Origin of the sequence: Microbacterium sp. PAMC22086 (genome assembly GCF_019443525.1) — a bacterium.
GTDB classification, from domain to species: Bacteria; Actinomycetota; Actinomycetes; order Actinomycetales; family Microbacteriaceae; genus Microbacterium; species Microbacterium maritypicum.
Genome location: NZ_CP080380.1, coordinates 2374733 through 2387479, shown reverse-complemented (window position 1 = coordinate 2387479; position 12747 = coordinate 2374733). Strand labels below are relative to the sequence as shown.

The window sequence follows — 12747 nt, the reverse complement described above, 5'->3', positions numbered from 1 at the left end:
CTATACAGCGCGCACTGAACACTCGGTCACAGGCGTCAGCCCAGATCGCATGCCCGTAAGGGGATCGTCCAGTGAGACACTTTCCGGCTATTGTCCGATGTCACCGAAGATGTCACCTCTTGGATTCCAGCAGTCGTCGCAACACCAGCGGCGAGGAGCGGAGATGCCTGCGAGGAAGTACACCGAGCAGCAGAGGTTGGCGTTTCTGGCGTTGATCGATCGGGGCGGATCGGTGCGGGCAGCTGCGCTGGCCGTCGGCGTGAGTCCGGATCGCGGCTACCGGTGGATGAAGCAGGCAGGGTTGTCGACGCCGCGGAGCACGCAGCGCAAGCACACCCCGGAGGACAAGGCGGAGTTCTTCAGACGGCTCGCTGTGAGCGGCAACGTCTCGGCGGTCGCACGCGAACTCGGCTTCAACCGGGTCACCTGCTACGCCTGGGCGCATAAGGCGGGGATCTTCACGGGCGCTTATGCGGACGCGAAGCGGCAGGAGTTCCTCAAGCTTCGACGTGAGGGCGTTTCGCGCCGTGAGGCCGCCCAACGGTTGGGCGTCGAATCTCACCAGGCACTGGACTGGGACAAGGGCATCCGCGTGTTCTCGAAGGGCCGGATCTACCCCGACGGCAGAGTGGTGCTCTACCGGCCTGAGGAGGTCCTGGCGAACGTGAAGAACCCGAGAACCGCATGGGTGCAAGGCGAACGCGTCCCCCTCGCCCGTGTCGAGCAGATCATCGATGCTCGCTACCTCAGCCTCCTCGAGCGAGAACGGCTGAAGGACCTGATGATGACGGGTCTGTCGATCCGGAAGATCGCAGCGATGATGGGCCGGGCGCCTTCGACGATCAGCCGCGAAGTCAGACGCAACACCGTCAGCAGGAGCGGCTATCTGCCTCACACGGCGCACCGCGTCTCCGTGAAGCGGCGTGAGCGCCCGCGGGCAGCGAAGCTCGCGCTCGACGGCCCTCTGCGGGACTATGTCGCCACCAAGCTCAAGAAACGATGGTCGCCGGAGCAGATCCGTCATCGCCTTCAGCGAGACTTTCCCCATGACCCGGGGATGCGCGTGAGCTGCGAGACGATCTACCAGGCGATCTACGTCCACGCGCATGGAGAGCTGAGACGCGAGTTGGCAGGCTCGCTGCGTCGCGGTCGTTCGCGCCGCAAACCGCACCGTGACCCGCAGACGCGCACGAGCAGGTTCATCGACGAGATGACACCGATCTCAAAGCGCCCCGCCGACGTCGAAGGCCGCACGATCCCAGGGCACTGGGAAGGCGACCTGATCGTCGGCGCCGGCAGCGGTTCAGCCGTCGCGACACTCGTTGAAAGGACCACACGCTACGTGGTCCTCGGCCATCTTCCGATTGAGCGCACTGCCGATGCTGTTCGCGACAGCCTCGTTACCGCGCTGCAGGGGATGCCGGCCGCTCTGAAGAAGACCCTCACCTGGGATCAGGGCGCGGAGATGAGCGAGCACCGGGCCTTCTCCCTCGCCACGGACATGGCGGTCTACTTCTGCGAGCGGGCATCACCCTGGCAGCGCGGCACGAACGAGAACACCAACGGGCTGCTCCGGCAGTATCTCCCCAAAGGCACAAACCTCCGCGCCCACGATGCCGGGGCCCTGGCCGCCATCGCCGACGAACTGAACGACCGACCGCGCAAGGCGCTGGGCTGGGACACTCCGACGGAGCGGATGAATGCTTTACTGAGCCCGGGATAGTTCACACCGTTGCGACGACTGCTGGATTCCAAGCCTATGACTTCTGCCTCTACGTGGCGGGGTTCTTCTGATGCTCGGTGGCGGTCTCCGCTCTCGCGGGCGCTGGCTGCGATGGTCGACGTTCCGTAAGCCGATCGACAACCGGCTCGGGGGCATTCGCCGGTTGTGCCGTCAAGTAGTTCGCGTACGGCATCGACGGGGTCGGCCGGTGGGTCGACGGGCGCCCCAGCGGGATCATCGACCGCGCGTCGACCAGCGGCACGGTGCTTACCTAGTCTGCAGCTCATGGGGATGGTGGAGATCCGCTAATGCCGTGGGCGGCACCGCCCGCGTCAGCGTCAATATTGGGCTCTTCGCCGTTCCGGTAGGGATCAGGTGATCAGTCCGCCGGCGGCGAGGAGCATGCGGAGGCGGTAGTTGTCGCTGTTGCGGTAGCCGCGGGCGAGGCGCCGGTGCAGCTCGATGATGCCGTTGACGGCCTCGGTGCCGCCGTTGTTCGCGCGGTCGGTGTCGAAGTAGGCCAAGAACGCCTGCCGCCAGCGGCGCAGGGTGCGTCCCAGGCGGGCGACCGCGGGGATCGGGCAGGTGTGGAACGCGTCCAGGATCTTCTCGGCGCGGCGACGGCCCTTGGTCGTGTCCTTCGCGCGGTACGCGGCTCGGAGGTCTTGGGCGGAGCGCCAGGCGACGTAGACCTCCTCGTGGGCGGGATCGGCCAAGATCGCGGTCTCGAGGCGGGCGAGCTGGCGGTCGGTGAGGTTCTCGGCGCCGGCGCGCAGGATGGTCTGGATTCCGAACAGGGGGTCGCCCTTGCGGCCGCGGTGCCCGGTGGTGTCCTGCTGGACTCGGCGGCGTACCTCATCGACGACCTGCGTGCCGAGCTTGACGACGTGGAACGCGTCCAGGACGGCGGTGGCGTCGGCGAGCTCGGCGTCGATCGCGGACTTGTAGCCACCGAACGGGTCCAGGGCAGCGACCTCGATCCGCGCGCGGAAGTCGACGCCGCGGTCGAGCAGCCAGTCCGTGTAGGCCTTCTTCGAGCGGCCGGGCACCAAGTCCAGGAGCCGGGCGTGCACGCGTCCGGCCTGGTCACGGGTCAGGTCGACCATCCCGGTCAACTCCTTCGGGCCGCGCTCACGCACGTCACCGTGGTGCCAGATGTGCTCATCGACCCCCAGGGACGTCACACCGGCGAACCTGGTCGGGTCACCGGCCAGACATTCGAGCTCGGGCTTGACCGCGCGCCACAGCGTCGCCCAGCCGACCCCCAACCGGCGGGCGAGCCCAGCGATCGTGGCGTGCTCGCGGCGCAGCTGCCCGACCGCCCACCACACCGCGCGGCGGGTCAGGACGCCGCGAGCGGCGACCAGGGTCGGGACCTGTTCGGCGAACGTCCCCCGCGGGCACTCGACCTCGCCGCAGCGCCAACGTCGTTGCCGCCAGACGATCTGGACCCGAACGTCGCCGTGCGGCACGTCGCGCAGCACCCGCACCCGCCGGCCGCGGCTGAGCGCGACGACCCCGCAGTCCGGGCAGCCCGCCAGCTGCCAGGGCGTCGAGACCGTCACCCGCATGGTGATCGGGTCGCGATCAACCCGCTCGACTCGAACGCCATCGAGCCCGAACAGAAGATCGCAGCGAGCGCAGGGATCGGTGGTCGTGCGCGCGTCGGCGCACCCCGTAGCGTGAGACACGTCGAGGTCCTCGAGAACAAATCGGGCAGCTTGGTCGCTCCTGATCCTCGGGGACCTCGACCCCTACCCGCCGCTCAACCCGCCGAACCCCTCACTCCCCACCGCAACGGTGAAGAGCCCATAAACGGTGGGTTGAGCCACCGGCTCGCCTCGGTGGTGCAGAACCCTTCGTTTTTGCACCATCCCCACTCAGCAAGGGGTTGTTCGCAACAGTCGTTCCTTCTGAGGCCCCGGAGCGTCATCTCTGCCGTGTCTTCCTGGTCCGTGGAAGAGCGACGCGCTTCGTCTGCGAGGATCTGAACACCCGGTAGCCCTCGCGGCCCCATTCCTCGCATGAGGGAGAGGATCCGCGCCCGTCCGCTGACCGTGGAGGTGTGAGGCACGGGGTAGCGAGAAGAGACGTGATGGCTGGCACATCGGTAGAGGCACTGTCCACGGCAGCTGAAACGCTCGTGGCCAACGGATACGGCACGTCCTCGACCGTGCGCAAGATCGAAGCCCTTGGCGATGCCTTGGGTTGTCCGGTCCGGTGCATGGTCGAGTGGGGGCAGATCTCGCTCACCACGCCTGAGGGTGATCCTGTCGCGACGCTGCAGGTGCGCCCGGAGAACATCAACATGTCCAAGGAGCGGGGATGGTCCTTCGCCCAGGCGCGCAGCCACTCCCTGAACGCCCGATCCGGGTCCGCGACCGTGTCGCCCTTGAGCGGTCGCCGATACGCGGAGCGGCTCAGCCCGACCAGACGGCACGCCATCCGTTCGCTCACCCGCAGCTTGCGCGTGAGGTGATCGACGGCGGCGCGGCGCCTGTCCGGGCTTAGAAGTTTCCCTCAGCCAGCTCCTTGAGCGCGGCCTTCTCCAGCTCCGCTTCCGCGAGCAGACGCTTCAGGGTCGCATTCTGCTTCTCCAGCTCCTTCAGGCGCTTTGCGTCGTCGGCCTTGAGGCCGCCGTACTGGTTCCGCCACCGGTAGTACGTCTGCTCGGACACCACGAGCTCCCGGCACACCGCCGCGACGTCCTGACCGTCGGCGAGCATCCTGTCGGCCTGCCCGAGCTTACGGACGACCTGCTCCGGGGTGTGACGCTTCCTGCTGTTCGTCATGATCTGACCAGTCTCCCTGCCCGCGACCGCGGACAACAGGACGACTCTCATAACGACTGGACCTACGAAACGGGGTCAGCCCATCCGCGCATGAGTTCGGCGTTGGTTCACGATGCAGCCCATCCCGGACGTAGGCCACTCCTTCGCTTCACGATGAAACGCACCGTGTCCGGGCGGGTATCGAGCCAGACGCTGATGAGATCGCGAGCTTGACTCGGCACTTCTTGCAGCGTCAGCGCCTGCGAGACGGTGTTGAGTTCTGGAACTCTGATGTGCCACCACCGCCCGTCGGGATGGACGGTGACAACGTAGGGACGGGCCCGATTCGCGTTTGGCATGAGAGGGATACTTTACGCCGAGTCGCGGCTAGAAGCGAGGCTACTTCCGAGACGTCGCCCGACGGCCGACATAGTCGGTGTGGATCGCACCGGCGGCCGCGCGGTGTCGGTCTGTGACGTTGTAGCTATAGCCGAGGCTGTCGGCGACGATCGGTGCTGGCATCTCGAGAACGAGTGTCCGTAGGGCGGCGTTACGCGCACCGCGCAGGTCGATTCCGCGATCTCGGAGCTTGTTCATCATCGTCGACTGGTGCATAGGTTCACCCGGCCTGGCCCCAGGGAACAACCACTGACTGTTGCGATGCGCCGAGGTATTCGTGTTCGGCAGATCTCTCAGATGGGCTCGTACGATCTCGTCGAATGGCGTGGGCACGACGAGTTCATCGGCGGTGATAGCAACCGTCAGACGGTCACCAGCATCAGCAACTTGCGAGAGACGCATGCGCGCGATTCGAGTGAGCGGCTGCGCGTAGAGGAGAAAGAGCATGCCTGCGACTTGCTCGGCCGTTTCGGACTCGACGTGCGTGTTGAGGAGCGTTCGAAGATGCTGCACGCGCTGCTGCTGCGTGATGATCGGCTGCGTCTTCGCTACGCGGTACGGGAACTCGACCGATGCGATGTGACCGTTCTTGACGCCCCAGCGCACGAATGTACGGGCGAGACTTCGCGTGGTGGACCTCCAGTCAGCCAATCGTCTACATCTGCTTGCACGCATTCCGACGGCGTGTGTCCGCGTTCACGCAGATGACGGAGGAATCCGATCGCGGTGGACGTGCTCTGTTTGGCCGATAGGAACGTCCCTTTGCGCATTTTTCCTGCGGCGTCGAGGGCGTGCATTCGTTGTAGATGCACCCAGCGGGCGAACTGTCGAATCAGTCGCGTCTCGCTTGCGGGCTCAGCCGCGGTCATTTGATCGACCCAGGCTTGGAATCGTTCGATGTCGAAGTTCACACGTTCGAGGAGTCCGTGTTCGATGCAGAGCTGGCGGAGGAACAAGACTTTTTCGGGGGAGGGGTGCGTCGTGAACGTGTCATGCGTGAGCGGCGCAGCTCCGGTCGCGAGGTCACGCAGGAGCTGCTTCGCAGCGGGATTGACGGTGAGCCATATCGTGGCGCTTCGAGCGAGAGTCTGCGTTGAGAGAGCGTCGAAGAGTGGTCGGACGATGGGGGAGATGTCGCCATCGTCCCCGGCGAGGAGCCCGCTGAGATCGTCGGTGAGGCAGCAGTGCGCGCAGAGCCCTCGTCGTACCGGTTCGTCCTCGCGGCCGCAGCGAGTGCAGCGGAAGTCTTTTGGGATGTCGGCGCAGTCCACGCATGCTGGTTCGCCGTCGATGAGTCCGGGCAAGAGGCGCGTGGTGCCGCAGGAGATGCACGCACCGTGGATGCGCGTGGCTCGCTGGTAGCAGCGGCGACAGATGCGTCCTTCCGGCATGCGAGGTCGTGGGCAAGCTAACCCAGGAGAGTCGTGGCAACCGGCGTATTCGCATCTACCGAGAACATGTCGTCTTCGAGCTGACATAATGTGCATTATCGGATATTGCTCCTCGCCGGAATGCGGCACTCGATAGGCTCGCACCGTGAATGGAAGCAATGTCGACATCGACTGGGAATCTGCACGGCGGGCGAACCAGGCGAACTGGGAAGATCGCGTTCCTGTGCACGAGGAAGCGTACGGACTCGAAGCGTTCGACGATCCGGATCATCTGAGTGATGTCGTGCGCGACGATCTCGCCGCGATATCTGCATTCCTTCCGTCGGGCGGTCTGTCCGGACTCGACCTGTGCCACCTGCAGTGCCACATCGGCACCGACACCGTCTCACTGGCTCGCGCCGGCGCGAGGGTCACCGGCGTCGACTTCTCGCCGTCGGCGCTTCACACGGCAGGTGAGCTCGCGACGCGTCTGGGCGTCGAGGCCACGTGGGTGGAGACCGATGTCCTCGATGCGCGGGCCGCCGTCGTCGGCGACTTCGACGTCGTCTACACGAGTATCGGGACGATCACCTGGCTCGACGACCTTGACCGGTGGGCCGCCCAGATCGTCGCGCTGTTGCGCCCCGGCGGCATGTTCTTCATCCGCGACGGCCATCCCGCCCTCTACGCGTTGGATGAGGATGCCGTGGGCCTGACCACGCGGTATCCGTATTTCGCGACCGGGCATGCGCAGCAGTGGGATGACGACTCCACTTATGCCGGCGACGGTCGTATCTCCCACGCGCACCTACGAGTGGCCCCACTCGTTGTCCGAGATCCTCGGCGCGCTGCTGCGCGCAGGTCTACGCCTCTTGCACTTCGACGAGGGCCGGACCCTGCCATGGCAGTTCAGCGACCGTATGGTCGAGGTCGCCGGTGGCTATGCCTGGCCCGAGGCCGAACGCGATCTGATGCCGTGCACCTACACGATCGTCGCCCGGCGGGACTGAGGCGACTTCCGCGGCGGCCCCGAGCGCCGGGGGCGCCTCAGGTGATGCGCCCCTACTCCTCTCACACGCCGACGTAGGTTGCGAGGTGCTCCCCCGTCAACGTCGATTTTTAGGATACCAAATCCGTCGGTGTTCCCTCGAAGACGATCTTGCCGCCGTCGTGACCGGCTCCGGGCCCGATGTCGATGATCCAATCCGCGTGCGCCATGACCGCCTGATGGTGCTCGATCACGATCACGGTCTTCCCGGCGTCGACGAGTCGATCCAGGAGGCCGAGGATCTTGTCGACATCCGCCAGGTGAAGGCCCGTGGTGGGCTCGTCGAGCACGTACACGTCCCCCTTCTCCCCCATCTGGATCGCCAGCTTGATGCGCTGACGTTCGCCACCCGACAGCGTCGACAGCGGCTGTCCCAGCGAGAGATACCCGAGCCCCACGTCTTCCAACCGGCCGAGGATGGCCGCGGCCGCAGGCAGCTTGGCCTCTCCCTCACTGAAGAACACCCGGGCCTCGGAGACCGGGAGGTCGAGAACCTCGGTGATGTCCTTGCCCGCGAGCTTGTACTCGAGCACGCCGACCTGGAAGCGCTTGCCTCCGCAGTCTTCGCACGGCGTCTCGATGGTGTCCATGAAGCCGAGCTCGGTGATGATGACGCCCGCACCCTTGCATGACGGGCAGGCACCTTCGGAGTTCGCGCTGAACAGAGCGGGCTTGACGCCGTTGGCCTTCGCGAACGCCTTGCGGATCGGCTCGAGAAGCCCCGTGTAGGTCGCGGGGTTGCTGCGGCGGGACCCCTTGATCGCCGCCTGATCGATCGACACGACACCGTCGCGGTTCGAGACCGATCCGTGGATGAGCGAGCTCTTGCCGGAGCCAGCCACACCCGTCACGACCGTGAGCGCGCTGGTCGGGATGTCGACATCGACGGCCTGCAGGTTGTTCGCGGTCGCCCCTCGCACCTCGATGGCTCCCGTGCCCGAGCGCACCGCATCCTTCAACTGTGCCCTGTCGTCGAGATGCTCGCCGGTCTTCGTGCCGCTCGCCTTCAGCCCCTCGACCGTGCCCTCGAAGCAGATCTCGCCACCGGCGTTTCCCGCACCAGGCCCCAGGTCGACCACGTGGTCGCCGATCACGATGGTCTCGGGCTTGTGTTCCACGACCAGCACGGTGTTGCCCTTGTCGCGCAGCTGGAGCAGGAGCCCGTTCATGCGCTGGATGTCGTGCGGGTGCAGGCCGATCGTCGGCTCGTCGAAGACGTAGGTGATGTCGGTGAGCGAAGAGCCGAGGTGCCGGAGCATCTTGATGCGCTGCGCCTCTCCCCCGGACAGCGTGCCGGAGGGTCGTTCCAGACTGAGGTAACCGAGCCCCAGCGTGACGAAGGCGTCGAGGTTGGCGCTGAGCGCCTGCAGAAGCGGGCCCGCTTCGGGAAGATCGAGTCCGCGCACCCAGTCGGCCAGATCCGTAACCTGCATGCGGCAGGCGTCGGCGATGCTCACGCCCTCGATCTTCGAGGAGCGCGCACCTTCGGTCAGGCGGGTGCCGTCGCACTCCGGGCAGACCGCGAAGGTGGCGACACGCTCGACGAAGGCGCGGACGCGTGGCTGCAGCGCATCGAGGTCTTTCGACAGCATCGACTTGGTGATCTTCGGGATGAGACCCTCATAGGTCATGTTGATCCCGGAGATCTTCACCTTCGTGACCTCGCCGTAGAGGAAGAGGTGACGCTGCTTCTCGGTGAACTGCGAGATCGGCTTGTCGCCCGGATAGAACCCCGACTGGGAGAAACCCTTCACCATCCATCCGTCGGCGGTGTAGCCGGGCACCATGATGGCACCTTCGTCGAGAGACTTCGTCTCATCGACGATCTGGGCGAGGTCGATATCGGATACCGCTCCCCTGCCTTCGCATCGTGGGCACATGCCGCCGAGATAGATCGCGTCCTTCACGATCTTCTTCGCCCCTCCCGGGCCGGTCATCACGCCGCTGGCCTTCTGGGTCGGGATGTTGAACGAGAACGCCGTCGGCCCGCCGATGTAGGGCTGTCCGAGCTTGCTGAACAGGATGCGCAGCATCGCGTTGGCGTCCGTCACGGTGCCGACGGTCGATCGCGGGTTCGCGCCGAGGCGTTCCTGGTCGACGATGATCGCCGTCGTCAGTCCCTCGAGCACGTCGACGTCGGGTCGTGGAACCGAGGGCATGAAGCCCTGGACGAAGGCACTGTAGGTCTCATCGATCATGCGCCGCGACTCCGCAGCGATCGTGTCGAAGACGAGCGAGCTCTTCCCGGAACCGGAGACGCCGGTGAACACGGTGAGGCGGCGCTTCGGGATGTCGACGCTGACGTCCTTCAGATTGTTCTCGCGCGCGCCCTGCACGCGGATCAGGTCGTGGGTGTCGGCGGGGTGCTCGTCCGTGGTCATCGGCGTCCTTCGTGTGGTCGGTGGAGAGATCAGGCGGCTTGATTGATGCGGAGCAGATTGCCTGCGGGGTCGCGGAAGGCGCAGTCGCGAACCCCGTAGGGCTGGTCGATCGGCTCCTGGACGACGTCGGCGCCGCGCTCGACGAGGCGTTCGAACAGCGCGTCGACGTCGTCGCTGGCCAGTGTCAGCGCCGCGTAGCTGCCCTTCGCGATGAGCTCGAGGATCGTCTGGCGCTCGACGTCGGTGATACCGGGGTCGGTCGCCGGCGGATGCAGCACGATCGACGTCTCGGGCTGGCCGGGCGGGCCGACCGTGAGCCACCTCAGCCCGTCGTAGCCGACGTCGTTGCGAACCTCGAAGCCGAGGGCGTCGCGGTAGAAACCGAGCGCCGCTTCGGCGTCGGTGTGCGGAAGGAATGCGTAGTGGATGCGGATGTTCATGGTGTTCACGGTAGGTGCGCATCGGTGCGCGGCGCTTCTCGATTCCTGATCGGTCTGGTCACCTGTTTGGCGTGGAACGAGGGAATCCCCTCGACGGTGGCGGCGCGTTCACGGTACACGCTGGGTGCGACACCGACCAGCTCCGAGAATCTCGTGCTGAACGAGCCGAGCGAGGAGCCCCCCACTTCGAAGCACACCTCTGTCACCGACAAGTCACCGCGCCGTAGCAGCGCCATCGCACGCTCGATCCGCCGAGTCATCAGGTAGGAGTACGGCGATTCGCCGTAGGCCTCGCGGAACTGTCGGCTCAGATGCCCGGCCGACATGTGCACGCCGTCCGCGAGAGCCTGCACGTCGAGCGGCCTGGCGTACTCGCGGTCGATGCGGTCTCTGACCCTTCTCATCACGGCGAGCTCACGCAGGCGATCTTCGTCGACGGCGGGCACGACTCGATCTTGCCATGTCGCCGGAAGTCGCGGCGTGACGGAGCGAAACGCGGGTGGGACCTTCTCCCCCATCCCGGAGCACGGGAACGCTACCCTGAGGATGCATCCTTACAGCATCTTCTCAGAAAGGGCTCCCCACCATGTCTGAACCACTCACGGAGGCCAAGTCTCTGTTCAAGTCGATCCGGGTCACGCTGGCGGTCGCCGGCGTCATCGCGCTGATCGCCGGAATCGTCCTCCTCGTCTGGCCCATCAAGTCCGCGGTCATCGTGACGGCGATCTTCGCGTCGTACCTGGTCGTCGCCGGTCTCGTGTACGTCGGGCTCGGCATCTTCTCGAGCGCGAAGGGAGGATGGGCCCGCGTAGGCCACATCGTCCTCGGCCTGCTGTACATCGCAGCCGGTGTCATCGCGTTCTTCAACCTGAACGCCGCCGCAGCCACGCTCGCGTTCGTCGTCGTGATCTTCATCGGCGTCAGCTGGATCGTCGACGGGATCGTCGCCCTCACGCTGCTCGGCAGCGACGGGTCGCGGGTCTGGACCGTCCTCTACGCGATCCTCAGCATCGTCGCCGGAATCATCGTCCTGTTCTCGCCGCTGATCGCCGGCTTCGCGTTCTGGCTCCTGTTGGGCATCTCGCTGGTCGTGCTCGGCATCGTTCAGATCGTGCGTGCCATCACGCTCGGTCGGGACGCGAAGGAGTTCGTGTCCGCCGTCCAGGGCGGAGCGGCGAGCTGACGCTCATCGCCTGAAACACGATCGGCCCCGTCCTGCATGATGCAGGACGGGGCCGATTCTCTGTGTCGTACTACTCGGCCGCGAAGGCGCTCACGTCACCCACGAGGCGCGTGTTGTCCGCGGGCACGGGGTCGACGGCTGCCTTGGCGACCTCTGCCGCGAACTCCGAAACGTTGTAGAGCTTGCCCGCCGATTCCCGGCGCTCCGCGATCGCTCCCGGGTTCGCCCGCTCCAGCAGCGTCGCGGTGATCGTCCCCTCGATCATGTCGCCGGAGACGACCGTGAACCCGATCCCCTTCGCGGCCAGACCGGGGATGAGCTCGCGCAGCGCGTCTTCTCCTGCGCGCTTGGAGAGTGCCACCGGCTCGTACTCCGGCATGGTCGGCGTGGTCCGGATGAAGTGGGCCTGGTGGCTGGTGACGAACACCACGCGCGCGCCTTCGCCGAGCAGGGGCGTCGCCGCGTTCAGGACGTTGAGCTGGGCGTCGCGGTTCAAGGTGAGTGCGTAGTCCTCGGCCATGCCGGACTCCATGCCGCCGGACGCGTTGAGCACGAGCACGTCGAGGCGCCCGTACTCGGCACGGATGGCGTCGAACATCTCGGCGACGGACTCGGGGTCGGTCAGGTCGGCACCGACGACGAGCGCACGACGACCGAGCTCGCGCAGCTGTGCGGCCAGCTTCTCGGCACGCGGTGCCTTGTTGCGGAAGTTGATGACGACGTCGGCACCGGCCTCGGCGAGGTAGCGCACGGTGTCGGCGCCGATGCCCCGCGATGAACCGGTGACAAGGGCGACCTTGCCGTCAAGGGATCCTGCGGGAAGAACGTCGGTCACGGTGACTCCTCATGATGCGTGAAAAAGCCGTGATCGCACGGCCCTCACACACTACCAAGCGCGCGCTGTGGCACCCGGATCCGCGGACGCCCGCGTGATACGTTGACCACAAAGGAGGCCGCATGGACAACTTCACGACATTCGTCACGTTCATCGACCAATGGGCTTGGATCGGCTGGCTGGTCCTGATCGCCGTCTTCCTCGTCATCGAGATGCTCTCGCTGGATTTCACCTTCCTCATGCTGAGCTTCGGCAGCGTCGTCGGTCTGGTCACCGACCTGATCGGCGTCCCGGTGTGGGTGCAGGTGATCATCGCCGCCGCCGCGGCCGCGCTGTTCATCCTCTTCCTGCGGCCGCCGCTGCTCAAGCGCCTGCGGCGCGGGGAGGATCCGACGAAGTCGAACGTCGACGCCCTCGTCGACCTCCGCGGCATCGCGCTGCACGAGATCACGCAGATCTCGGGTCAGGTCAAGCTCGCCAACGGCGACACCTGGACCGCACGCACCGCCACACCCGTGCCGATCCCCCAGGGCGCTCCGGTCGCCGTGAGTGCGATCAACGGCGCGACCGCCATCGTCCGTCCCGTCAACGACTAGG

10 protein-coding genes and 2 pseudogenes are annotated in these 12747 nt (G+C 66.0%); 5 read left to right on the top strand and 7 right to left on the bottom strand.

The window, feature by feature from the left end; translation table 11 throughout:
- Window positions 1–664: 664 nt before the first annotated feature.
- Window positions 665–1723 (top strand): IS30 family transposase, encoded by a 1059-nt coding sequence (locus KY497_RS11875; protein WP_218026634.1) that lies wholly within the window; start codon window positions 665–667, stop codon window positions 1721–1723.
- Between the two features lie 371 nt (window positions 1724–2094).
- Here KY497_RS11875 and KY497_RS11870 read toward each other — a convergent pair whose 3' ends face one another.
- The 3 genes and pseudogenes from KY497_RS11870 to KY497_RS11860 all read right to left on the bottom strand — a co-directional run bounded on the left by KY497_RS11870 (window position 2095) and on the right by KY497_RS11860 (window position 5499).
- Complete coding sequence (locus tag KY497_RS11870; protein WP_219869120.1) at window positions 2095–3414, bottom strand: ISL3 family transposase; 1320 nt, start codon at window positions 3412–3414, stop codon at window positions 2095–2097.
- Window positions 3415–4042: 628 nt separating this feature from the next.
- A pseudogene (locus tag KY497_RS11865) lies at window positions 4043–4515 on the bottom strand (transposase); the annotation flags it as partial.
- A gap of 378 nt (window positions 4516–4893) precedes the next feature.
- A complete protein-coding gene (locus KY497_RS11860; RefSeq protein ID WP_219869119.1) occupies window positions 4894–5499 on the bottom strand; it encodes a hypothetical protein in 606 nt (201 codons plus the stop codon).
- Window positions 5500–6429: 930 nt separating this feature from the next.
- Here KY497_RS11860 and KY497_RS16750 point away from each other — a divergent pair.
- Together KY497_RS16750 and KY497_RS16745 are read left to right on the top strand one after the other, a co-directional pair.
- A pseudogene (locus tag KY497_RS16750) lies at window positions 6430–6894 on the top strand (class I SAM-dependent methyltransferase); the annotation flags it as partial.
- Between the two features lie 130 nt (window positions 6895–7024).
- Window positions 7025–7273, top strand: a complete 249-nt coding sequence (locus KY497_RS16745; protein ID WP_258185986.1) for a hypothetical protein — start codon at window positions 7025–7027, stop codon at window positions 7271–7273.
- A 109-nt stretch (window positions 7274–7382) separates the two neighbouring features.
- On the opposite strand, the gene KY497_RS11850 is transcribed toward KY497_RS16745, so the two are convergent.
- The 3 genes from KY497_RS11850 to KY497_RS11840 are packed head-to-tail and all read right to left on the bottom strand — an operon-like array spanning window position 7383 to window position 10536.
- Window positions 7383–9692, bottom strand: a complete 2310-nt coding sequence (locus tag KY497_RS11850) for an excinuclease ABC subunit UvrA (protein WP_219869118.1) — start codon at window positions 9690–9692, stop codon at window positions 7383–7385.
- 29 nt (window positions 9693–9721) lie between these two features.
- A complete protein-coding gene (locus tag KY497_RS11845) occupies window positions 9722–10132 on the bottom strand; it encodes a VOC family protein (protein WP_055869160.1) in 411 nt (136 codons plus the stop codon).
- Between the two features lie 5 nt (window positions 10133–10137).
- A complete protein-coding gene (locus KY497_RS11840) occupies window positions 10138–10536 on the bottom strand; it encodes a helix-turn-helix transcriptional regulator (protein WP_258185971.1) in 399 nt (132 codons plus the stop codon).
- 182 nt (window positions 10537–10718) lie between these two features.
- Between KY497_RS11840 and KY497_RS11835 the strand changes: the two genes are divergently transcribed.
- Entirely contained in the window at window positions 10719–11315 is a 597-nt protein-coding gene (locus KY497_RS11835; protein ID WP_017830619.1) for an HdeD family acid-resistance protein, read from the top strand.
- A gap of 70 nt (window positions 11316–11385) precedes the next feature.
- Here the strand turns inward: KY497_RS11835 and KY497_RS11830 are convergent, their stop codons facing one another.
- Window positions 11386–12150 (bottom strand): SDR family oxidoreductase, encoded by a 765-nt coding sequence (locus KY497_RS11830; protein WP_055872535.1) that lies wholly within the window; start codon window positions 12148–12150, stop codon window positions 11386–11388.
- Between the two features lie 122 nt (window positions 12151–12272).
- Here KY497_RS11830 and KY497_RS11825 point away from each other — a divergent pair, with 122 nt between their 5' ends.
- A complete protein-coding gene (locus KY497_RS11825) occupies window positions 12273–12746 on the top strand; it encodes an NfeD family protein (protein WP_017830621.1) in 474 nt (157 codons plus the stop codon).
- Window position 12747: the final 1 nt, after the last annotated feature.

Bases quoted from the DNA above. Each gene is read 5' to 3' on its own strand.
- KY497_RS11850 (WP_219869118.1), bottom strand. From the start codon at position 9,692: ATGACCACGGACGAGCACCCCGCCGACACCCACGACCTGATCCGCGTG.
- KY497_RS11840 (WP_258185971.1), bottom strand. From the start codon at position 10,536: ATGAGAAGGGTCAGAGACCGCATCGACCGCGAGTACGCCAGGCCGCTC.
- KY497_RS11845 (WP_055869160.1), bottom strand. From the start codon at position 10,132: ATGAACATCCGCATCCACTACGCATTCCTTCCGCACACCGACGCCGAA.
- KY497_RS11835 (WP_017830619.1), top strand. From the start codon at position 10,719: ATGTCTGAACCACTCACGGAGGCCAAGTCTCTGTTCAAGTCGATCCGG.
- KY497_RS11825 (WP_017830621.1), top strand. From the start codon at position 12,273: ATGGACAACTTCACGACATTCGTCACGTTCATCGACCAATGGGCTTGG.
- KY497_RS16745 (WP_258185986.1), top strand. From the start codon at position 7,025: ATGACGACTCCACTTATGCCGGCGACGGTCGTATCTCCCACGCGCACC.